This is a genomic window from Stenotrophomonas sp. 2201_Sma, assembly GCF_056486685.1.
In genome coordinates, this window is the sequence record NZ_CM151329.1 from 1299467 (window position 1) to 1321518 (window position 22052).

The following is a 22052-nucleotide window of genomic DNA, read 5'->3' on the forward strand; positions in this document are numbered from 1 at the left end:
TACAACCGGCGACGTTGCGCTATTGCAAAGGGGTATCCAAACCAAAACGGAGCCCCCGCATGCCATCGCCCAACCACATCCCCGACGACGCGTTCCCCGAATCGGCCATCAGCCCGGCCGATCTAGAGAGCCCAGAGACGCCGGAAGCGGACCCGCAATACTTGCTCGTGCAGAGCGGGTTTGGTCTCCATGTCCGTCTTGGCAAAGACGGCGACCAGGGATTGCGCAGCGAGGATGAAATCGCCGAGCTGGTGCGGCGAGCTTTGTATCACCGGAAGACACTGACCCTTCATATCGAGTTCTGACCCCATCCACCCACAACCACCTGCTGAGAGGCGCAGGCGGTTGAAAAAGATTTGAGGCACCACGCCATGTCCAAGTATTCCGATCTAATCCAAGCCACTGCCGAGCGCATGCTCGATTTGATGAAGCAGGGCACCATCCCCTGGCGCCGGCCCTGGAACGACCCCGACGCCCCGCAGAACGGCTCGATCAACGGGCCGTGGAACCCAACCACTGGGAAGGCCTATCGGGGCTCCAACACGCTGATCCTGCGCGGCGCTCAACTGGTCCACGGCTACCAGGACAACCGATGGTTGACCTATCGCCAAGCAGAAAACATCGGAGCCCAGGTCAAGCGCGGCGAGAAGGGCCAGCAGATCGCCTACTGGGATTTCAGCAAGGCCGGCAAAGCCAAAGACGGTGCCGAGCCGTTGACCGAAGGCGAAGAGAAGAGCGGATACCAGGGACCATCGGTGTTCGTCGCCACGGTGTTCAATGCCAGCCAAATGGACGGCATGCCCGAGCCCCCGCCGCCCTTCATCATGCCCGAGTCGATCCGCAACTTGCGTCTGCGGGAGTTGTTGGACAAGCACCAACCAAAACTCCATCACGACGGTGGCAACCGAGCGTTCTACTCCGTTGCTACCGACAGCATCCACGTTCCGAAAGCCGGCAGCTTTCAAGACCCGATTAGTTATGCGTCAACCGTGCTCCACGAACTGGCCCATTGGACTGGGGCGAAGCACCGGCTCAACCGCGATCTAACCGGGCGATTTGGGACGGAGGGGTATGCCAAGGAGGAACTGGTGGCAGAGCTGTCCAGCCTTTTCATTTCCGAGCGCCTTGGAATCGGCCTGGGGAAAGAACACGAAGAACAGCACGCCGGCTACCTGCAGAGTTGGATGAAGGCCCTTGCCGACGACCCTAGGACCCTGTTCCGCGCAGCCAGCCAAGCGGAGAAGGTCATGACCTTCCTCGACATCCCGACGTTCGAGCGTGAGCCGCTGCCCCAGGTCAAGAATGAGCAGGACATGGAGCAGGGGCGAAAGGCGGAAGCCGGCCGAAAGTCCCCATCGCGACGCAAGGAACGCCAGGTGGCTTAACGCTGGTGGGGCTTGATCATTCGCATTTTTGAGATAGATATAGGTAAGTCAGGGCAGATCCTGGCTGGATGGAAAAGAGCGCCTAGTTAGGGATTTTCGATTTCGACTCACTGGGTGGTGGCTTTCTCTTAAGCTTTTTACGCTTGCTTCAAAGAGGAAACGGAGAAAGGGCGGCTTAGGCCGCCCTCATATTTGCTGGTCTTGCGGAAATCCATTGCTTTGCTATGCATGAAGTATCAAAGCATTTGGAGGGAGTATGGCAAGCCTGATCTACGTCGACGACAGCAACCTGCGCGCTACGGCGCACGATCTGCTGGGGTCTCCGCATTGGAAAACCGGTATCGCGGTGTGCAACTACCACGCCCTTCGTGAAATGCTTTCGTTCGGCGAGCAGTCCAAGGCGGCGCGAATCTACGGATCATTTAGAAGTGCTGCTGAAAGGCATGTGTTGATCGCAGAGACCTCAAAGGCAGGCTTCGTTCCTAGCTTCGTCAAGCGCCTGGAAGACAGGGAGAAGGGCGTTGACACTGCGTTGGTCGCTGACTTGATTTCAGATAGCTTCACCAGTTACGAGGCGGGCGACGAGGTCATCGTCGTCGCCGGGGATGCGGACTACTTGCCCGCGATCAACCGGTTGAAGGTAAGAGGGATCTCGGTGTCGGTTGCGTTCTGGGATCATGGTCTGGCGGAATCGCTTCGATGGTCAGGCTGCAATGTTGTGAGCTTGCAGTCCCACTTGAAAAGCCTGATGCGGCTCCAGCGTCCGAGGAACAAGTTCCTCAAGGCCGCGTAAATAAGCAGTCCGTCGCCCTTGCGCATCTCCCTTTCTTTGTTAAGACATGGGTATCACCATCGAGCGGAGGAACCATGGCTGGCAACGTCTTCTCAAATCTACTTCGACCCTTCATCCGTCAAAAGGATAAAGAACTTCCAAGTGCGGTTCCTTCTGAGCCGCCCGAAACCCCGGTCCGGGAACGCTTGGATGATTCAAGCCAGCGACCAGTGGCTTCAGCGGAGCCGGTAAACGTTTCACGCGGTGGACGTCCTCAGATGATCCCATCTTCCAATCGGACCCGGTCGGGTCAACAGAGCGCTCTGCAGGCCCAGGGTGCGATCCCATCTTTTAGTCGGACCCGGTTGGGCCCGCAGAGTGCGCCCCCATCGTTCAACGATGAGGCAACGGATCGGTTGGGGAGCACTTTGGCCTTCGCTGGTCTGAAGACGAAGGGTCGCTTCGAGGACGAGGTGAGGCAGGCCATCGAAGACGGCGCCGATGTGAAAGGGTATCGCGACTCGCGCGGCGATTCCGCCTTGCATAAATGTCAGGAGCCCTGGCAGATGGAGCTGCTTATCTCGGCTGGGGCGGATGTTCACGCGTTGGACAAACAAGGGCGTTCGCCTTTTGATCGCCTGTTGAGCACATACCAAAGGGAACCCGCGTGGCCTGAAAAACCTACTGCGGAAGGTTTGGCGTTGTTGGCGAAGGCCGGAGCGGATGTCAATGCCCTGAGCCAAGGGCAATCCGCTCTGCATGTCGCTGCGAAGCGAGGGCTTGAAGGCGATATCCACATGCTTGTCGATGCCGGCGCCGACGTGAATCTGCGGGCGGACGGGGGAGACACCCCGCTCCACCTGGCCAGCGACCCAGGCGTTGTGCTGCGCTTGCTGGATGCCAAGGCCGATCCCTCCCTGCTGAACTCCAATGGCGAGCCAGCGCTCAAACATGATCCGGTGCTTTATCGAGAAAACGCTCGGAACCACCGAGACGATTTTTCGCCGCGTGAGCGCGTCGATGCGGCGACCGACCCGATTTTCCTGGCCGAAACGCCCAGCGAGCTTGTCGCTGCGTTGGGGCAGGGCGGCAGTGTGAGGGACACCGATGCGCTGGGCCGAACCGCGCTTCATTACGTCAAAACGGGGGAGATGGTGCAGGCGTTGGTGCTGGCCGGCGCCCAGGTTGACGCAAAAGACATGGAGGGAAACATTCCTGCTCATACCGCGGACGAGCGCGCCATGGAAGAGTTGGTCAATGGGGTGGGGCGAGGCGTTCCCCAGCACTACGTAGAGAACGACAGGGGGGAAACCCCTTATGCGACCCGGGATTACTACCACGAGGATCGGTATTGGGATGCCGAAGCGGAAGAGCAGGCCGCGGAAAAGGCGGGGCAGACGAAGGAGGAGCAAGACCGCGTGCTCAACATTGTGGCCCTCGTTGAGGCCGGCGACGCCAAACGTCTGCTGGAGCAGGTGGATCCTAACGAAGAACTGGTCAGTCGGAACCGAACGTTCAACATCGACGGAGACGAGGGCTGGGCCTACAACAACTATGCCGGCTATAGCGTCCTCCATGAAGCGGCGAAGCAGGGGAAAACGGAACTCTGCCGAGAACTGGTGTTCGCAGGGGCGGACTGGGACAAGGGGTGTAAGCTCGTCGGCGAGCAAGGCTTTGACAACCATGTCAACGGCTTTCGAAACGAGCCTCGTATGAAGCCCATCGATTTTGCGAGCAACCGAGAGACCAAGGCGTTCTTGAACAACGCTGAGAACGAGCTGCGAGCCCACAACCGATCCAAGCTCTTGGACGAGCTTCTTCCCGCTGCCAATGCTTGGAAGCCACCGGAAGGCGGGTTTGGGGCCGACGCCCAACGGCAGGTCGGTGCGGCCATGAAGGCCCATGGGCAGGACGGCCAAACCCTGGAAGCCCCTCGCTTGCGAGCGCGCTTCTAGGGCCAAGGGAAAGGGCGGCGAAAGCCGCCTTTTCTTTTCCCGATCCCCTTGCGCAAACCAAACCGTTTGTTATGGGTAGTGCAACCCATTCAAAAAAGGAGGCCTCATGCGCGCGTTGATTCTTTCTCTGGCCCTTGCCAGCCTGCTCCCCCTTGCCGCCAGCGCCGCCGAGCCCCGTAGCGATTCGGTCGCCGTTGCCGTCGGGGTGAATGCCACCGTGATCACGCCGCACACCATCGCAGTAAGGGTCACACACGCCTGGGAGGCGTCCCCCACGGAAACCGCCACCGGGGTTCAGTCCTTCGAACCCATGGAAGCGCCGGGCCGTGGCCCATACGCGGCTTACAACTCAATCTTGAAGAAGAACCCCGCAACACGCGAAAGCGTCACGCTGTGGGTGATTGACGAGGCGCAGCGCTACTACACGCTCCGAGTGACGTATGAGCGCGTCCCATGCCGCGACACGCGAAACAACGGTGTGGATGACAGCGTATGTGCGCTGCGCATCGCTGGCCGCATTCTGCCGTTCTACATGCAGGGCGACGAGCAGGGGGCTTTTGAGGTGGGGGATCAAGTTTTTCTCCGCTCCGAAGGGACCGCGCAGCCAGTGATTACAGAGCTTGAGGCAGCTTCCGTATCCGTAGTCATCGGTGCGGGCAGAGAAAATGTAGCCGTTGGAGGGCAGCGCTGATGAAATGGCTCGCATTTTTCCGCAAGCGCCCCGATGCCGCGCTGAGCATCGAGGACTTCAAGCAATCTCCAGGCCACGTTTTGATGGACGAAAGCGGATACCTGGGCCTTTCTCACGAAGCAGCAGCCCAGATCGATCGGTTGCGCCAAGCCAAGGGCTGGGGCGTGCGCTCTGCCAACGCGGCAACGACCGGCAAAGGGCGGCGCTAATGGGAGCCACATTCAAAAGCATTGCCCACCATTACGGTCACCTCATTCTAGACGGCATGGACTGCTCCCCTGCGCAACCTCGCGAGCTGCACCACCTGCCAATGGCATGGAATCTCAAGCCCAGCCAGTGGGGCCAACCTCTCACTTTCCAGGCGCGCCCGCTGAGGAGTCGCGCGGGGGGCCGCCCATGGTGAGCGCGATTCTTTTGCTGACCCTGCTCGGCCTCATGGTCCTGGTCCCTCTCTGGACGCTGAAGCGCTTTGCCGACGCCAAGGCAGCCTGGCAACGGGTAAGAGGCGGTGAGCGAGACGCTCGCACGCACGGCCGCGTCGTGATCCATGGCGGGCTGTTTGGAGTTGGGATGGTGGTCATCGCCGCGTTCTTGGCCCAAGCCACCTTCAGCGTCTGGCACCAGCTCGCCACCGGGGGAGGCCTGTTTGTCCTCGGCACGGTCGCGGTGCTCTGTCTGCTGGCCTTTTTCTGGGGCAAGGGGAGGTCGCGCGGATGAGTGCGTTGACGATGCTAGTTATTTCCGTGCTGGTCCTTGCTGTGTTTCTCTGCTCGGCGGCGTTTCTCTCTTTTATGATCGCGTTGACTTACCCGACCGTAAAGCAATCGCTGGCCCTTTTCTGCGCCGGGAAGCGCGACGCATCGCTCTACGTGGATTTCGCGATTTTTGGGGGGATCTTCGCGGGTTGCGTCCTCACGCTCGCATTCGGGGCGGTGGTAATGGCCCTCAACATTTCCAGCGCTGAGGACGCCGCTCTATACGCGGCCACCTTGCTTAGCGCGGGGCTGGGCTACTGGGTGGGCCGATGACACGCGAGCCGTCCACCTTGTTTGCCCCAGGCGTTCTTCCCGGGCCGGATGGCATCGAGCTGTTGCCGATGCCCGCAGACATCCGGGCCATCTACGACGCAGCCCAACGCAACACGCCTTTCAGCAAGGACGTGGACGACGCCCTGGCCGCGCACCGCAACGCACACGGCGAAGCGGAGCAAATCGAGCACGCCCAGCGTGTGGATCCTGCGGATGCCATGCCCTCGGAGCGCTACCGGGCGTATGTGAGCCAACGCCGCTATGCGGTCCGCGCCTGCATTCAGGCCGGCATGGCACGAAAGGACATCGCAAGGTTCCTCGGGGTGGCTGTTTACACCTTGCAGAAAGATGCTCAAGCCCTTGGACTGCGGTTGCCGGTCTGCCAACGACAACCGAGGAGCATTGCAGGGCACTCGGTTGAGGAAGTGCTGAGCCTGCTCCACGAACTGGGCACCCGCACCCGTGTGGCGGCTCGGATCGGCGTCACGCAGCAAGCGGTTAGCCTGTTTTGCAAGAAATACGAACTGGACATACCGCAAAACGGAAAGAAGGCGGTTGTTCTGGCTCGGCGCAAAGAGGTGCGCCGGTTGAGCGAGGCCGGCCTATCGGTGTCTGAAATGGCGCAACAGTTGGCCGTGCCATACGCGTGCATAACGGCCGACCGCAAAGCGCTGAAGCTGCCGCGTGTGCGTCTGCCGGCAGAGAAAATGACCCTTTTGGGCTTGAGTCGAGCAGAGATCGAGGCCCTTCTTGCTCGATTCCAGACCATCAAGGCAGTGGCGTTGCATCTCGGAACCAGTGGGGCGCATGTGTCCTCTTACATGAAGAGAGCCGGCCTCAAAGCGCCACGGGACGGGCGATGCCGCCAGGCCAACACACCATCGACCGACCGCAAACCGCTGAAGCTTCCGGGCATGCGTAAACCGGCGGAGAAAATGACCCTCTCGGGCTTGAGTCGAGCAGAGGTCGAGATCCTGCTCGTCCGATTCCAGACGGCCAACGCTGTGGCTCTGCATCTTGGGGTCAGCGCGTCGTCTATATCTGTTTACATGAAAAGAGCAGGTCTCAAAGCGCCGCGCGATGGGCGACGTCGTCAGGCCGCTCCATCATGATTCCACGCAAAGGCTTCCTCGGCGGCCGCTCCCCGGCCCAGGTTCAATCCTTGCTGGACGAAGGGGGGACTCAGCGCGCCTTGGCCCAACGCCTGGGCGTCACCCACCAAGCCGTGAACCGCTTTGTCCGGCGGCACCGCCTGGCGGGCTCCGGACGGCAGGCGTTCCGGGACCGCCAAGCCCGCGAGCTCGCTGAGCGTCGCCAGCAGGTGCAGCGGCTGGTCCGAGCCGGGCTGACCTCGGTCGAGGTGGCCCAGCGCTTGGGCGTGTCGCCGGCCACCATCGGCCTGGACCGCCAAGCCCTTTGGTTGGGGCGCGTCCTGAAAGGGCCGGAGCACCGCACCTTGCGGGGGCTGGCCCTGGACCAGGTTCGGGCTCGCTTAAAGGAGGTCAGCCGGGCTCAGTTGGCGCGGGAGCTCGGGGTGAGCAGCTCGGCCGTGTATCGCTACTGCAGGAATGCGGGCCTCAGCACGTAGTAGCCGAGACATATCTCCAGGCCCAAGTGCCGATGCGTCGTCAGGCTCTAAAGCCCCGCCGGTTTCCTATTTCGCAAAGCTCATTTCGATCAATGATTTAGAGCCGGATGGTCCCTTAGGGATTGGCCCAAATGCACCCGTTGAAGGATACTTGGAGCCTGTTCGAGGGGATGTATTCGATGCCACTGCTCAACTGGTCCGACCGTGATGAGGACCTGACCCGCTCCGCCCTGACGCCCTATCGACTCTTGGAGCCGGTGGCAAGCTTGTCCTATGGGGAGGTGGACGCTCCCAACATGCTGATCGAGGGCGACAACCTGGATGCGTTGAAGGCGTTGCTGCCTTACTACGCCGGCCAGGTTGGTTGCGTCTACATAGACCCGCCGTTCAATACCGGAGCGATGTTCCCGAAATACGACGACAACTTCGAGCATTCGATTTGGTTGTCAATGATGTATGCCAGGCTCGAACTCATCCACGAGCTTGTTTCAGAGAAGGGATCTCTTTTTCTTCATCTGGACGATAACGAGGTTGACTATGCGAAGGTGATGCTGGATGAGATTTTTGGCCGGTCCAACTTCGTCAACAGGATAACTATCGCTGCCCGCTCTCCTTCTGCATTTAGCACTGTCAATCCTGGTGTATTCAAAGCATCGGAATACATTCTTTGGTATGCCAAGAACAAAGAGAAGTTTGAAGACGTAAGTGCCCGCATTCCACGCGGTGTTGACTATGCCTACAACCTTTGGCTGGAGAACCGGGATTTGCCTGAGAGTGAATGGAGGTTTTCGTCTCTTGCCGATAAATACGCTGAGGTGCCACGGAACGCAAGGATCAAACACCCTAAGTCTATTCTCCAGCACTTCGACAAGTGGGTTCTGAAGAACTCAAGCCAAGTCTGCCGCTTAGCATCCATTAGCGACTCCGGTGCGGGTCAGGCAATCGTTGATCTAAAGAAAGAGTCTCTCAGTCGACCTGGTGAGGTTCTAAAGCTGGAGCGGGGCGAATCGCTCGATACGGTCTACATCTTGGACGGTCAGCAAATCCTTTTCTACAGCAAGAACGTTGTTGAGATTGATGGAGAGCCTGTCGCCTCCTCAATGCTTACGAATATCTGGAGTGATATCTCGTGGGAGGGTATTGCTGGCGAGGGCGGCGTGACATTTAAGAAAGGTAAAAAGCCCGAGCGGCTCCTGCGTCGTTGCATTGAGTTAACGACTAAACCTGGGGACCTTGTTCTCGATAGTTTTCTTGGAAGCGGGACGACAGCAGCAGTTGCTTTGAAGCTCAATCGCAGGTTTGTTGGTATTGAGCGAGGTGACCAGGCGCGAAGCCATTGCCAAGCGAGGCTTGTATCCGTTGTGGAAGGAGAGCAATCAGGTATTTCGAAAGAAGTCGGTTGGAAAGGTGGCGGTGGCTTTCGCTTCTACAAGCTCGGCGTGCCCGTGTTCGATGACGAGGGTCACATCCGCGACGGCATCAAGTTCGAGCACCTGGCCGCCCACGTCTGGTTCGCCGAGACTGGTGCCGCACGCTCCACTCGAGCCCCGAAGCAGTCGTTCCTGGGTGAGCACCATGGGATCGGCTACTACCTGCTGTTCAACGGCATTTTGGGCGATGAGAGCAAGACCGGCGGCAACGTGCTGACCAAGCGGGTGTTGAAAGGCCTGCAGCCCTTTGACGGGCCCAAGGTGATCTACGGGGAGTCCTGCGACTTGCCAAAGGAGCGTCTGGAAGAACTCCAGATCACCTTCAAACAGACCCCCTACGACATCAAGGCACGCTAAGCATGGCTCTCTCCCTCAAGGTGTATCAGCAGCGGGCCCTGTCCAGCCTGGCCCAGTTCCTCGAAGACGCCCGGCTGACTGGCGCCGCATCCGCGTTTGAGAAGAACGTGGATGCCGGTCTGGTCACGCAATACAAACCCATGCCTCATCTGGAGGCCTCGCCCTACGTGTGCCTGCGCATTCCGACGGGCGGCGGCAAAACCGTCATGGGCGCACACATCATCCAGGCGGCAGGTGACGCCTACCTCGAGCGCGAGTTTCCGCTGGTCATGTGGATGGTCCCCACCACCCAGATCAAGACCCAGACGCTGGAAGCCTTCAAAAACCCCCGACACCCCTACCGGCAAGAACTGGACGAGGCGTTCGGGGGCAAGGTCGCCGTGTTCGATGTGGAGGACTTCACCCACATCCGCCCCGCTGATCTGGGAACCAAGGTCTGCGTGGTCATTTCGACGATGGCCGCGCTGCGCGTGGAGAACCAGGAGGGGCGCAAGGTCTATGAGCACCACGAGGACCTAGAGCCCCATTTCGCCGGCAGCGTGTCCGATTTGCCCTACTTGGAGCAGAACAAGGCGGGAAAGGCCATCGCGTCCTTTGCCAATCTGCTGAAACTTCACGGTCCGTTGGTCATCACCGACGAAGCCCACAATGCCAACACGCCCTTGTCCTACCAGGTCTACGAGCGGCTTGGTGCCAAGGTCGTGGTGGAGCTCACGGCCACGCCGGAAGCCAGTAAGAGCAACGTGCTGGTCAGCGTCAGTGCCTTTGAGCTCAAGGGCGCGGACATGATCAAGTTCCCAGTCGTGCTCAAGGAGCACGTGGGGCAATGGGAAGTCGCCGTGGGCAGCGCTGTGGCCCGCCGCAACGAGTTGGGCAAGACCGCGCTGGGCGAGCCGGACTACATCCGGCCGATCCTGCTCATCCAAGCCGAAAACGCCAAAGGCACCGCCACGGTCGAGGAGGTCAAGAAGCACCTCATCGACAACGAGAAGGTGCCCGAGAAGGCGATTGCCATCGCCACGGGCGATCAGCGGGAGATCGACGGGGTGGACCTGTTCGCCAAGGACTGCCCCATCGAGGTCATCATCACCAAGCAAGCGCTCAAGGAAGGGTGGGATTGCTCCTTTGCCTACGTCTTTTGCTCGGTGGCCCAGGTCAAGAGCGACAAGGACATCCAGCAGCTGCTGGGCCGCGTGCTGCGCATGCCGTATGCCACCCGCCGCAAGCAGGAGGCCATGAACAAGGCCTACGCGCACGTCACCACTGCGGCGTTCAATCTGGCTGCCGCAGAGCTCACCAAGTCGCTCATCGACATCGGGTTCAACCCGCTGGAGGCCGTGGGCGCGGTGCTGGCGGATCCCACACCTGGGCCCGGCTTGGACTTGCGAGGCGGCAAGGTCAATCCGGTTCCCGTGACGCCCAAGACCACCATTGCCGTGAGCAAACAACCGGATCTTACTGGTATCCCTGCTCGGGACCAGACCAGCGTTGTTTTCACTCCGAACGAGGAAGGCAAGGGCGGCTCGGTGGAGATCACGGGCGAGGTGGACGAGTCCACCGTGGAAGCGATCACCAAGGCTGTGCCAACCAAGGAGCGCGAGGAAGCGGCGGCTACAATCCAGCGGCACCAGATCGCCGCCAAGGCCGTCAAAGCCCCTAGCCAGAACGGCGCGGTGTTCAGCGTGCCGCGGCTGGGGGTCATGGAGCAGGGCGAGCTGGAGTTCGTGGAGAGCGGCGCCACGCCGCCGGGCTTCACCTGGGACTTGCTGGCCTATCCGCCGGACCTGTCCAGCCTCAAGTTCAACGTCGACAGCCAGACCTTTGAGGTGGACCTGGTCGATTCGAAAGTGAGCTACACCAAGATCGACGACGACGTGAATACCTACCTGCCGGGCTTTGCCAAGGACCGCACTCAAGCGGACTTGGTCGGCTGGCTGGACCAGAAGATCCGCGATCCGGCGGTCAAGCAGCCCGTGCTGCGGGAGTGGTTGCGCCGGTCCATCAGCGGGCTGTCCGAAGATCGGGGCTTCTCGCTATCGCAACTGCTCAATGGCCAGTTCGTGCTCCGACGGAAGCTCGGCGAGCAGCTTCAGATCGCCAAGGCGGAGGCGCTCAAGGAAGGCTTCCAGCAAGCGCTGTTCGGTGCCGACGCCGACATCGTGGTCAGCGACGAGCCCGGTGCGATGTTCACCTACCCGGCGGACATGACCCAGTATCCGGCGCATGCCTACTACCAAGGCGGCACGTATCGCTTCCGCAAGCACTACTACCCCCTCGTGGGCGATCTTCAATGGAAGACCGCTGGGGGCAAGGTGGGTGAGGAGTTCCTCTGCGCCCAGGCCATCGACCAGCTGGATGAGGTGGAGTTCTGGGTTCGCAACTTGGTGGACAAGAGCCAGTTCTGGATGCCGACGTCCAAGCAGCGCACCTACCCGGACTTCGTGGCGCGGCTTAAAGATGGTCGACTGCTCGTCGTTGAATACAAGGGTGGTGACCGTTACTCCGCGGACTCCGAGAAGGAGAAGCGCATGATCGGCGAGCTATGGGCCGCTAAGAGCAACGGCCGAGGTGTCTACCTCATGGCCCAGCTGCGGGACGAGAAGGGCAACAGCATCACCGAGCAACTTAAAGCAGCGATCTCTAAATGATCAGGTGTGAGTGGGGTTCACCCCCGTATTACGAACACCGGAAGGCCGCTTGACCATACAGTGCAAGGAGGGTGTGTGACCGAAGACGAGATCGAACAACGAAAGATTGAAGCCAGAGTGCGCTTGGCTAAAGGAAGCATGGATAAGGCTGGAAAAGAGCTTGAAGAAGCTGAAAGGGTCGCGAAGGAGAGTCCTACACCTTTCAAGCGGAAGCTGGTGAATCAGGCTAAGGGGCGCTACAGCAAGGCCGCGCAAGTTTTTGACAGAGCCGTGGGCGACAAGATGAAGAGAGAGCTTGGGGGCGGTAAGGATGGACCCGGGCGAAGGATGTAAACGGGATGCTTATCGCACGGGCTGATTCTCGGATCGTTGATCGCCCGCTATACGAGCCCGCGATGCCTTGGTTGAAATCCTAGATATGGATCGAAGGCTGAAGCGCATGGCGGATCACGTAGCCTCCCGTTGGCTGTTCTCCGCTAAGGTCTCAAGCTGCGATACGGCGAGCGTCTAGGTTGGCAATGCCCAGAATGTCGAGAGCAAGGAAATGGTCCGCACCACAAACTGGCCCAGCGCGAAGTTGTCCCCCCAGCAGAAGGCCATCGTCGCCGCGCACGCGGTGCTGAACCTGGCAGAAGGCAAGGCCGGCGAACGCGAGCTGCGCAGCCTGCTGGTCAACGAGATCGGCCTGGCCTGGGCACCGTTAAACTGCCTCCAATACCTGTCCGGCAAAGAAGCCCCGGCCGCGCTCACTGCGTTGCCAGACGAATGGCAGGCGCTGGAGCGCAACAAGAAAGACCCCCTGCGTGCCTCGGTCATTTCCTTGGTCATGGTCAAAGACGTCTGCGGCGCTGGGGGCTGCAAGCTCTCCGGCGCCAAGATAGCCGAGCGGCTGGAAGAGCTGCGAACCGCAATGGAGCCCAAATAGCGATGGATCACTTCGAAGGTGTGGTGCTGGACTATCTGCGCGCCGACCGAGCGCTGTTCGTCAACAGCCAGTGCTGCATCCAACTCAACGAAGGCGCGAACCCGGATACTAGCGGCCCGCACTGGTATTGCGACGCCGTCGCGGTCAGCTTCAAGGAGCAGGCGGCCTACCTCTGCGAAATCACCTACGCCGCACGCGCGCCGTCGCTGCTGGCCCGTCTGCGGGCGTGGGACGAGCATTGGCCTGGGGTCAGGGCAGCCCTGGCTCGGGACAGCGGTGTGCCGCTGGATTGGAGTGCCAGGCCCTGGCTCTTTGTCCCAGAGTCCAATGCCAAGGGCATTCAATCCGCCATCGGCGGGCTGAAGAACCTCCCCAGCCCCCGTGTCACCTTCTTGGAGGAAGTGTTGCCCTGGCGCTACCGCTCCTGGGATCGCGGTGCATACGTGGACGAGTCCCCATGACCGATCTCAATATCACGGCCACCAGCTACGCCCTGCTGCAGGGCAAGTTCACTTGTTGGAAGTGCTCGGAGTCGATCGTGGTGACCGCCATTTGGGTGCCTGGGTTCCTCGACAACGAGGACGAGGAGTATCCCGAGGAAGGCGGCCCATCGCTGCTGAAATACGTCAGCGAGCTGGACGTGGGCACGATGGCCCGGGTCAGGGCCGCGGCCCCCTGGCTCAAGCCCAACTGCTCGCAGACGGCCAACCAGACCTACGTGGCCAACCACTGTCAAATCTGCGGCACGCTGCAGGGAGACCATTTCATATTCAGCCCAGACGGCCCGTTCTTCCCCCAAGACCAGGCCGGCGTGGACCAGCTCAAGGTCATCCCAGGGCACGGGCCCCTGATGGCGAGCGCTTCCACGGCGCAGTCGGACTGGATGGGACTGGTCAAGCTTCCCACGCACGCCTGACATCGAGGCAGACGGGATTTCGGCCAAGGGTCTCTACCACTGCGAATGAGGCTGGGCATACTTCTGCCCATCCCTTGTTCCTCGGAATCCTTCTGCTGGCTCATCCCCGGCCTATTTTTTTGCCTGGTGTCAGGCCTCGCCTCGCTGGGCTTGGCGGTCCTTGGTGAGCGCAACCGCCTCCTCATACGTGGCTGCTTTGCCGCTAAGAAGCAGATCCAACGCGACCCGGTGCCGGGCGGTGTAGTAAATGTTCCCCAGTGGCAACACCGTCGCTGGACGCATCGCGGGGCCAAGGGTGTAGACGAAGTGCGGAGAATGGGTTTCCGGCCAATGCGGGTCTACGTCCTGAAGCCGATCAACCGTGTCTACGCGCTCGATGAAGTGGACACTTCGGAACTGCGATAGGTAGCGGAAGCCGATGTAGGCCGGCGGGACAGTGGGCCAGCCATTGCCACCGATGGGATGGAAATACTTGCCCTGCTTGGTGACGACATCGATCCAGGTCAGCTCTTGAGAGCTGGGCATCAAGTCTCGGCTTAGCGAAACCACATAGGCGAGCGAGTCAAACGCGTTGGAGGTCATTCCGTATTCCGATAGGTGCAAGGCGAGCTGGTCCAGCCACAAGCGTTCGATTTGGTTTCTGGTCGCAGCATGAGCCCGCTTCGCCATGGCACGGATTTCAGACCAGGAGAGGTGATCGACGGGGATGCCCTTGACGTCCGCGGGAAGGTGCCTAACGGCCCAATCCTTCCGAGCCGCGCTGACCGAGATGAGCCGCTTGTGCTGCACATTCGAGTCGGCCAAGCGATGGACATACCGGGCAAGTTGCGCATGCGTGGCCACCTGCCAGTGTCGCTTGGCTTCAAACACCAGATGAAAGGCCGTGCCTGAAAGAACCTCCAAATCAGTGAACCCGCGATCCTTCATGCCGAACTCTTGGCTGGAAAGCGCCACCTGTGCCAACGGATCAAGCCCCATGGCACCGAAGAGCTCCGCACGAAGCGCTGCGGACTGCTCCAGGCACCATCCCAGGGCATAGGTGCCCGCGTTCTCATCGCAGCCGGCTAGCCCAAAGCAACTGACGGGTTCTGCCCCCCGAATCAACATCAAAGCCTCCTTGCAGTGGGGCAAGGCATCGCCCCTACTGGGTCGACTGATGTTGCCAGAACTTCTGGTTTTGGGGCCACCACTTCCCCGCGTTGACGCGCCTCATCACGAGCGCGCGGAAAGCATCGGGGGAAGGGGCTGGCCCCTTCCGCTTATGCCTGCACTGGTTGCATCGGGCATGTGCGGCCACCACGTTCCCGGACACGTCTCGGCCCCCGTCTTGCTGGGCCAGCAGGTGTTCGGCGGTGCACTGAAAGGCTTGAGCCTTGCGGGACTTCAGTCCCAGTTCTGATGGAGCTTCGAGCCACATCGGCAGACCGCAATAGAAGCAGCGGCCAGACTGGGCATGGAAGGCGGATGTGCGGATGGATTTGAGGCGCTTGGTCGTCATGGATGGCTCCGGAATCGAAAAAAAGATTCCCGCGCCCCCATTGGGTGGACCTCGGGCACCCGGAGCCTACTGGCATGCGGGCACAACACCGACGCTTCTGCGACCGGCGGTTGCTTTTTAGCTTACTCGTGCCTTCGGTGCAAGCGCTTGGGTTGGCGCCTCCAAATCTTGTTGCCCGATCCTCTTGCGGAAATGGATTTATCGAGTATTGGTGAAGCAAGCCCAATCCGGGCCCTTTTCCCTTTCCCTAAATCCGAGGAGGATTTTTCATGCGCAAGACCCTTTCTTTTTCTCTGGCCTTGATGGCCGCGTTTTCTGCCGCTTCGGCGTCCGCCGCTGACGTCACCGAAGACCTGATGATTTCTGCGACCGTGAACAACGAGTGCAGCCTGCTCGTGACCCAGCTGGGCGGCGGTGAATACAACGGCTTGGCGTCCGGCACGCAGGGTTATTCCAACGGCGCGTTGCTGGTGCGTTGCAACCAGGGCACGGCCTTTAGCATCGTGCCCGGCGATGGATTGAACTACGGCGCCGCGATTGCTCGTCCCAATCACCGTGCCGTGTCGGATGGTGCTGGAAACTTCGTCGCTTACGGCCTCTTTAAGGATCCTGGTGCCAGCCAGATATGGGGCAGTGGGGCCGATGCTTGGGAGGGCGTGGGAACCGGTGAGCAGCAGATGATCGGCATCGGTTATGCCTTCTATGATCTGAACAAGGTGCCCGGCGGAACCTTTTCCGACACCATCGCCGTAACCCTGACTTATTGATCCTCAACCGTTTCCCTTAAAGCCCCCGGAAATCCCCGGGGGTTTTCTTTTGGGGGTGGGTTGACAACTTTAAATGTTTTGGTTGGATCAAAGGAGGTGATCGGTTTGGAGGAGTGATGTTGAAGCGTTTGTTGGCCGTTGCGTTGTGCTCATTGTTCGCCGTGCCTGCGTGGGCGGGAAATGTGTCGTTGTTTCCCACGAGCATCGTGGCGCCGGCTGGGGAAAAATCGGGCGCGTTGACCTTGGAAAACCATGGGAAAACCCCCGAGCGTTTCCAAGTAACGGTGCTGGACTGGTCCCAAGACGCCAGCGGGCAGGACGTGACCAGCCCCGCCAAGGCGGTGCTCGCGGCACCGTCCATTGTCGAAATCCCGCCTGGGTCCCGCCGGGCCGTGCGGTTGGTGCGCACCCAAGGCATCGGCACGCCGGGCTACTACCGCGTGCTGCTGCGCCAGTTGCCCCAGCCGTCCACGGCGGGCCAGGTGCAGTTGTTGATCCACCAGAACCTGCCGGTGGGGTTTGAAGACGCCAAGGCCGGTCCTCCCGTGCTCAGGGCGCGCTTCACCGCCAAAGGTCTCCTGCTGACCAACTTCGGGCCCACCGCCGCACGCGTGACCGCCGTCGGTCCTCAAGGCATGCCGGCGTGGCGCGAAGGGGCGCTGGGGTGGGTGCTCCCTGGTCAGAGCAAGCTGGTTGAGCTCAAGCCCGGCTTGAAAGCGTCCACGCTCTCAATCACGGCCAACGGGGCCCCCGTCGCCGTCCCCGTGAACTGAGGGCGACACGTGCGGCGGGGAAGCGTCTTGGGCCTTGCGCTGGCCCTGTCCATCGGCAGCGCGCACGCGGCCATTCCAGACGGGGTGGAACCCGTGCTTGCAGCGGCGATCCTGGCCAACGGCCAGCCCGCCAAAGACCCCGTGGTGCTCTGGCAGCAGAACGGGGCTTGGGTCGCGGAAGCCACGACGTGGCAGCAGCTCGGCGTGACCCTTCGCCCGGGCGAAGAGGGGCAGGACCTGACTGACCAAGCCTTGGGCGTCTCGGTGGCTTACAACCCCGAGAACGCCACGGTCCAACTCACCATCCCCGCCGACCGCAAGCCAGCCCAGCAGCTCACCCGACGAGGCACCCCGGTTTCCCAGGTGTCGCCCGCCATCGGGGGCGTGCTGGTCAACTACAACCTCGCCACCCAGATTGCAGGCGGCCGACAAGCCACGTCGTTGGCACTGGACGCGCGCACCGGAGGGCGTTGGGGCGTGGTCTCCACCACCGGGCAGCTCAACCAATCCCCCAACGGGTTTGGCATGCGCCGCGGCATGACGGCCTGGCAGAAAGACGACCTTCAGCGCCAACGGACCTGGCAAGCCGGCGATGTCTACGCCACGCCCCGCATCGGCCCCGTGGCGCTGGGCGGCATTCGCCTCGCGAAGGACCCGGCAGCGCTGGATCCGCTCACGCCGACGTGGCCCGTCCCGACCTTGGGGGGCATCGCGCTTGATCCGGGGCAGGTCAAGGTCCTGTCCAACCAGGCGGAAATCACGCGCCAAGACGTCAAGGCCGGCCCCTTCATCGTGGACGGCCGAAACGTGGCCCTAGGAGCCAGCCAAACGGCCGTGGTCGTGCGGGACGCCTACGGCCGGGAAATCGCCGTTTCCACTGCACGGCTCTACGTCGCCCCGACCCTGCTGCGTCGGGGCCTCTCCGCGTGGGAAATCGCCGCAGGCCAGGTCCGCGAAGACGAAAACCGCTACGGCACGGCCGGCGTCAGCGCTTCCTGGGCCAAGGGCGTCAACGACCGCTGGACCATCCGAGCCGGTGGCCAGCTGGACGAGAACGGCAAGGGCAACGTCACCGTGGGTTCCACCTGGGCCCCAGGCACCTGGGGCGTGCTCGACGGCGAGGTGGGGCGCTCAAGCGACGGCGGGACGCGCTGGGCTGTTGCCTACGGCTACAAAGGGCCCACGTTTGGCGTGCGATTGGAACACGAGGAAAACGACGGGTTCTGGCGACTGCAGAGCGAGACCGCGCTGCCCATCGCGTCGCGCACCCAAGCCAGCGTTTCCTACCGCCCGGATCGCCGCTTCACTGTGCGTGGCATCTACAGTGCCATCGACACGGGGCGCTCCAGCCTGGCCTTCGCTTCCTTGGGCGTGAGCGCGAACCTGGGCACTGCAGGCCAGGTGTCCGCCAACGTGCTCCGAGACCTCCAAGGCGACGATCTTCAAGTGTCCGCCAGCTACACCTACCGCTTCGGCAGCAAGGCCAGCGTGGGCGTTCGGGCCCGCCAGGCCCCAGGCCAGGATGCCCTGACCACCCGGGCCACCTACCGCACCGAGGGCGGTCTTCGCTTGGCTGCTGAGCACACCGACGGCGACCTGCGCAGCACCCGGGCCACGGCGGATGCCATGACCCGTTACGGCGACGCCCGGATCATGGTGGACCGCTACGACGGGCAAACCTCCGTGGCGGCCAACTTCTCCGGCACCGTGTTCCTGGACCACCGCGGCGTAGCCTTCGGAAGGCCTGCCTATGCCAGCTTCGCGGTCGTGGACGTGCCGGGTCAGGCGGGCTTGCCGGTGCGGGTCAACGGAGCGCCGGTCGGCCAGACCAACAAGCAAGGCCGCGTCTTGGTGACCGACGTTCCCTCCTTGCTGCCCACCACGGTGAGCCTCAAAGACAAAGACCTGCCCGTGGGCGTGGAGATCGGGGAGACGGAGAAACAAGCCGTGGCCCCCCGGCAAGGCGGTGTGCGGGTGACCTTCCCCGTGCTGACGCAGAACGCCCGGGCCTTCATCCTGACAGGTCCGATCATCGCGCCGGGCACCGTCGCGTCCACGCCGAACGAACAAGCCATGGTCGGCTACGACGGAGCCCTTTACCTAGAACACCCTGAGCCGGGGATGGCCGTCGAGGTTTCCGGCGTGTGCAAAGCCGTGTTGCCGTCGCCACTGCCGGGCGTGGACGAAGTGGCGAAGTTAAGGTGCAACTAGCCGCTCAGGTCTCCCTCGCGAGTAGGCGGCACCCCTAGCACCCTTGCCTTTGCAGCAATGACTGCGCAAACGGTCGACCCACAAGCTGGGCAAACCGCAGGCTTGAGAAGCCTCTCTGGCAAGATAGGAACGATGGCCTCGCATTCGCAGCGCAGCCCCAAGGCTTCGACCTTCTGCACCCGCCGCTCCGGGTCCCCCTTGATGGCCAAATAGCTCGAGTTGCACTTGGTATTCGGGCAGAAAACGGGCTTGTCCCCCGCTTGCTCGGCCGGGCCGAGAATGAGCACATGGCCGCAGTCGACGCATTTGCCCGTCGCGAGATCCTTGCTGGCAGCGATCAGCGTCGAGCTCGCAACCTCTTCCAGCTCAGCGATGAGAACACGGAGCCTTTCGATCTTCGGCCGTGCGTTCGTCAGATCTTTGCGCAGATGGAGAAAGCTCCCCAACGAGTTGTAGTAACTGCGAAACTTGCCCCAAGGAATGCGCTTGGCCTCGCCGATCGGCAAGAAATCCTTGTCCTTGAAAGCGGCCTTCAAGTCACTTGAGGCAAAATCGAGGTCTTTGGGCGGTGGCGTTACCGAGATGGAGAAGCTGGCCGTTTGATCAGAGTTCGGATCGAAGGCGGCCAGCATTTTGATGATCTGGTCCGGTCGCCACTCGCGAGCAAGCTCGGTGGAAACGTCTTCACCATATGCAGCCAAGTTCTGATACGCCACGGATTCCAGGCAGAATCGTAGTTCCAGCGCGGCGTAGATCAATGACGCGTCATCGCCCCTGCTGATTAGTTCTTTAGCCGTGCTTAAACGTTCCGCGATGTTGTAAAGGGCCATAATCAAAGGTTACTCGATTGGAACTCGGGATCAAGTTAACAGCCGCCTGTAGGCGCTATCTCACAACGCGATTGCCTAAATGCGTGGGCGGGACTAAAGTTCGTGGAGGGGGGGATGGCCAGACAAGTTGAGAAGGAGCGCCCAATGCCCATCAGGGCCGTGGTGTATGTCAGCGAGGCATCCGACGCGTTGCGCGGCGATCTGCTTGGCCTCCGGAGCGGCAAGCTCCAGGAGCTGGTCGACGACGCAACTCGATTTAACCGGGACGCAGGTGTCAGTGGGGTGCTCTTGTTCGACGGGACGCGCTTCGTCCAATACTTGGAGGGCCCCCCGGACGGGTTGGACGTGGTGTTCTCAAGGGTGCTCGGTGCTTCGAGCCATCACGACCTGATCGAGCTGCAAAGCGGGACGATCATGGATCGCCGCTTGCCTTATTGGCCTATGCGCTGGTTGCCTGTGGAAGTTAAAGAGCTGAGCGAGGTCGCAGTGGGCGACTGGACCGGTTTCAAGGTGCGGGGGGATGGAGAAGCGTTGAACGCAACGGCGATCGACCGGCTGCTGTTCCTAGTGAGCAGACGCGCACTGGTAGGAAGATGAACCAGTGGCGACCGCCTGGCCGCGCAAGGAATCCGCCCCCCTACGTGCAGCCCAAGTCTTCGTGGATCGCCGTAACAAGCTGTCGGAAGCGGTAAGGCTTCGGGAGAAATCGAACCGTCTCGGGCAGCGGGGGCAGCTGCGAGCGTTGAAGGCCAGACGCGAGCATGACGCGGGCCTGGGGTTGAGCAACCGCGGCTTCCGCCGCGACCTCCAGCCCGTCGGCGCTGTCTGGCATGTTGAAGTCGGTCACTACCACCGCGAACCTGGCGTCGCCGCGCAGGAGGACGAGGGCCTCATCCCCGTTGCTGGCGGGAGTGACTTGGAAGCCCTGAGAGGTCAGAGCCTCTACGACGACGCTGCGGAGATCGTCTTCGTCTTCAACAAACAACACGTGGATCGGCATCTCAATGCTCTGGTGCGGGGAAGCAAAGGCTAACGCGGGTTCCCTTCCCAAGCTCGCTCTGGAGCTCGGTGAACCCGCCGGACTGGGCCGTGAAGCCAAACACTTGGCTCAAGCCCAGCCCGCTGCCCCTTCCAATGGGTTTGGTGGTGAAAAACGGTTCAAATACCCTGGCCTGCTGGTCCGCCTCAATCCCTTCACCGTCGTCTCGGATGCTCAGGCAGATGTAAGGTCTTTCACTGGTGTTGGGCAACGTAGGATCACGGGTTTGCCGCGCAGAGGCCGTGATGAGGATCGTTCCGCCCTTCGGCATGGCGTCGCGGCTGTTGCACACAAGGTTAAGGATTGCGGCCTCCAGCTGTGCCTTGTCCACCGACAGGGTCGGAAGGCCCCGGGAAACTTCGACGGTCAATGCGATCGCGTCGCCGGCGGAGCGGCGCAGCATCGCTTCGCATTCGGCCATCAAGGCGGCCAAGTCGACTGCCTCTGGCACCAAGGTTTGTCCCTTGCCGAAGGTCAGCAACTGCCGAGTCAGAAGGGCCCCGCGCTCGGCGGCCCGCTGCGCGGTATCGATGAGCTTGGCCACGCCTCCGTCTTTCACCCGCAGGCTGATGAGCTCCAGACAGTTGGCCACGATCGTCAACAGGTTGTTGAAATCATGGGCCAAGCCGAGCGTGAACTTCCCGATGGCCTCCATCTTCTGCGCCTGCAGGAGATCGCGCTGGGCTTGGAGCAGCTGCTCCTGCGCTTCGTGGCGCTGGGTGATGTCGCGGGTGATTTTGGCAAACCCCACCAGTTCCCCGTCTTCCCAGATGGGATCGATCACGACGCTGGCACGAAAGCGGGTCCCGTCCTGCCGCAATCGCCAGCCCTCGGCGACGTAGCGCCCTTCTAAGGCCGCGGTCCGCAGGTTTCGCTCTGGTAGGCCGGCTTGGGCCTCCTCGGGCAGGTAGAAGCGGGAAAAGTTGGTGCCGACCACGTCGGCAGCCTGGTAGCCCTTGATTCGTTGCCCACCCGGGTTCCAGGTCTGGATCACCCCGCTGGGGTCGAGCATCTATAGGGCGTAGTCGGTGACGGAGTTCACCAGCAGGGCAAACTGCCGGCTCTCGTCCCTCAAATCGATTTTCGCTTTCGCAGGTTGGTTCATGGGTCATCCTCTCGGCAGGGCCACCGAAGGGCGACAGAGTGCGCAGTGTAGAAGAGCGACGGCCGTCATCCTTTTACGCCCTCTTCACAAATCGGGCGAGCCCTCGGGCCACACTGTTCAATCGTGGCACATCC

23 protein-coding genes and 1 pseudogene are annotated in these 22052 nt (G+C 61.5%); 20 read left to right on the forward strand and 4 right to left on the reverse strand.

Translation table 11 applies throughout. The annotated features are described in order from the left end of the window. Positions 1-59 precede the first annotated feature (59 nt). The 16 genes from ACZLIF_RS06105 to ACZLIF_RS06180 all read left to right on the forward strand — a co-directional run bounded on the left by ACZLIF_RS06105 (position 60) and on the right by ACZLIF_RS06180 (position 13695). Entirely contained in the window at positions 60-305 is a 246-nt protein-coding gene (locus ACZLIF_RS06105; RefSeq protein WP_032960353.1) for a hypothetical protein, read from the forward strand. A 66-nt stretch (positions 306-371) separates the two neighbouring features. Continuing rightward, positions 372-1385: an ArdC family protein gene (locus ACZLIF_RS06110; RefSeq protein ID WP_464048683.1), complete on the forward strand. Its 1014-nt coding sequence runs from the start codon at positions 372-374 to the stop codon at positions 1383-1385. 256 nt (positions 1386-1641) lie between these two features. Then, a complete protein-coding gene (locus ACZLIF_RS06115) occupies positions 1642-2178 on the forward strand; it encodes an NYN domain-containing protein (RefSeq protein ID WP_464048684.1) in 537 nt (178 codons plus the stop codon). A gap of 407 nt (positions 2179-2585) precedes the next feature. Further along, on the forward strand, positions 2586-4112 hold the full coding sequence (locus ACZLIF_RS06120; RefSeq protein ID WP_464048685.1) for an ankyrin repeat domain-containing protein: 1527 nt from the start codon (positions 2586-2588) through the stop codon (positions 4110-4112). Positions 4113-4218: 106 nt separating this feature from the next. Then, positions 4219-4803: a hypothetical protein gene (locus ACZLIF_RS06125; protein WP_024957517.1), complete on the forward strand. Its 585-nt coding sequence runs from the start codon at positions 4219-4221 to the stop codon at positions 4801-4803. Beyond that, complete coding sequence (locus ACZLIF_RS06130; protein WP_008266166.1) at positions 4803-5012, forward strand: hypothetical protein; 210 nt, start codon at positions 4803-4805, stop codon at positions 5010-5012. The genes ACZLIF_RS06125 and ACZLIF_RS06130 overlap by 1 nt, the downstream gene beginning before the upstream one ends. Positions 5013-5199: 187 nt before the next feature. Then, positions 5200-5520 (forward strand): hypothetical protein, encoded by a 321-nt coding sequence (locus tag ACZLIF_RS06135; RefSeq protein ID WP_040008455.1) that lies wholly within the window; start codon positions 5200-5202, stop codon positions 5518-5520. Then, complete coding sequence (locus ACZLIF_RS06140) at positions 5517-5831, forward strand: hypothetical protein (RefSeq protein WP_139042370.1); 315 nt, start codon at positions 5517-5519, stop codon at positions 5829-5831. The genes ACZLIF_RS06135 and ACZLIF_RS06140 overlap by 4 nt, the downstream gene beginning before the upstream one ends. A 68-nt stretch (positions 5832-5899) precedes the next feature. Then, complete coding sequence (locus ACZLIF_RS06145; protein WP_139042369.1) at positions 5900-6943, forward strand: hypothetical protein; 1044 nt, start codon at positions 5900-5902, stop codon at positions 6941-6943. After that, positions 6940-7419, forward strand: a complete 480-nt coding sequence (locus ACZLIF_RS06150) for a hypothetical protein (RefSeq protein ID WP_057502473.1) — start codon at positions 6940-6942, stop codon at positions 7417-7419. Before ACZLIF_RS06145 ends, ACZLIF_RS06150 begins: the two co-directional genes overlap by 4 nt. Positions 7420-7598: 179 nt before the next feature. Beyond that, complete coding sequence (locus ACZLIF_RS06155) at positions 7599-9206, forward strand: site-specific DNA-methyltransferase (protein WP_064239629.1); 1608 nt, start codon at positions 7599-7601, stop codon at positions 9204-9206. A gap of 2 nt (positions 9207-9208) precedes the next feature. After that, positions 9209-11854: a DEAD/DEAH box helicase gene (locus ACZLIF_RS06160; protein WP_033833386.1), complete on the forward strand. Its 2646-nt coding sequence runs from the start codon at positions 9209-9211 to the stop codon at positions 11852-11854. A 75-nt stretch (positions 11855-11929) separates the two neighbouring features. Further along, on the forward strand, positions 11930-12187 hold the full coding sequence (locus tag ACZLIF_RS06165; RefSeq protein ID WP_032960334.1) for a hypothetical protein: 258 nt from the start codon (positions 11930-11932) through the stop codon (positions 12185-12187). Positions 12188-12398: 211 nt separating this feature from the next. Next, positions 12399-12779 (forward strand): hypothetical protein, encoded by a 381-nt coding sequence (locus ACZLIF_RS06170; RefSeq protein WP_033833387.1) that lies wholly within the window; start codon positions 12399-12401, stop codon positions 12777-12779. A gap of 2 nt (positions 12780-12781) precedes the next feature. Next, positions 12782-13240 carry a hypothetical protein gene (locus ACZLIF_RS06175; RefSeq protein WP_032960331.1) on the forward strand — a complete coding sequence of 153 codons (459 nt, stop codon included), beginning with the start codon at positions 12782-12784 and terminating at the stop codon, positions 13238-13240. Further along, a complete protein-coding gene (locus ACZLIF_RS06180; RefSeq protein ID WP_033833388.1) occupies positions 13237-13695 on the forward strand; it encodes a hypothetical protein in 459 nt (152 codons plus the stop codon). The genes ACZLIF_RS06175 and ACZLIF_RS06180 overlap by 4 nt, the downstream gene beginning before the upstream one ends. Before the next feature lie 129 nt (positions 13696-13824). Here the strand turns inward: ACZLIF_RS06180 and ACZLIF_RS06185 are convergent, their stop codons facing one another. Next, positions 13825-14802, reverse strand: a complete 978-nt coding sequence (locus tag ACZLIF_RS06185) for a hypothetical protein (protein WP_033833389.1) — start codon at positions 14800-14802, stop codon at positions 13825-13827. A gap of 660 nt (positions 14803-15462) precedes the next feature. Between ACZLIF_RS06185 and ACZLIF_RS06190 the strand changes: the two genes are divergently transcribed. From ACZLIF_RS06190 to ACZLIF_RS06200, 3 genes are all read left to right on the forward strand, one after another. Then, positions 15463-15960, forward strand: a complete 498-nt coding sequence (locus ACZLIF_RS06190) for a Csu type fimbrial protein (RefSeq protein ID WP_197639576.1) — start codon at positions 15463-15465, stop codon at positions 15958-15960. 116 nt (positions 15961-16076) lie between these two features. Then, positions 16077-16733: a fimbrial biogenesis chaperone gene (locus ACZLIF_RS06195; protein ID WP_464048686.1), complete on the forward strand. Its 657-nt coding sequence runs from the start codon at positions 16077-16079 to the stop codon at positions 16731-16733. A gap of 27 nt (positions 16734-16760) precedes the next feature. Beyond that, a complete protein-coding gene (locus ACZLIF_RS06200; protein ID WP_464048687.1) occupies positions 16761-18944 on the forward strand; it encodes a fimbria/pilus outer membrane usher protein in 2184 nt (727 codons plus the stop codon). Here the strand turns inward: ACZLIF_RS06200 and ACZLIF_RS06205 are convergent. After that, positions 18941-19774, reverse strand: coding sequence for a hypothetical protein (locus tag ACZLIF_RS06205; RefSeq protein ID WP_024957532.1), 834 nt, complete (start codon positions 19772-19774; stop codon positions 18941-18943). The two genes, ACZLIF_RS06200 and ACZLIF_RS06205, sit on opposite strands and share 4 nt — an antisense overlap. Positions 19775-19918: 144 nt before the next feature. Here ACZLIF_RS06205 and ACZLIF_RS06210 point away from each other — a divergent pair, with 144 nt between their 5' ends. After that, entirely contained in the window at positions 19919-20371 is a 453-nt protein-coding gene (locus ACZLIF_RS06210) for a BLUF domain-containing protein (protein ID WP_024957533.1), read from the forward strand. A 40-nt stretch (positions 20372-20411) separates the two neighbouring features. On the opposite strand, the gene ACZLIF_RS06215 is transcribed toward ACZLIF_RS06210, so the two are convergent. Together ACZLIF_RS06215 and ACZLIF_RS06220 are read right to left on the reverse strand one after the other, a co-directional pair. After that, the gene (locus ACZLIF_RS06215) at positions 20412-20774 is read right to left on the reverse strand and encodes a response regulator (protein WP_024957534.1); all 363 of its coding nucleotides are present in this window, start codon (positions 20772-20774) and stop codon (positions 20412-20414) included. A 1-nt stretch (position 20775) separates the two neighbouring features. Next, positions 20776-21918: pseudogene (locus ACZLIF_RS06220) on the reverse strand (two-component system sensor histidine kinase NtrB). Positions 21919-22052: the final 134 nt, after the last annotated feature.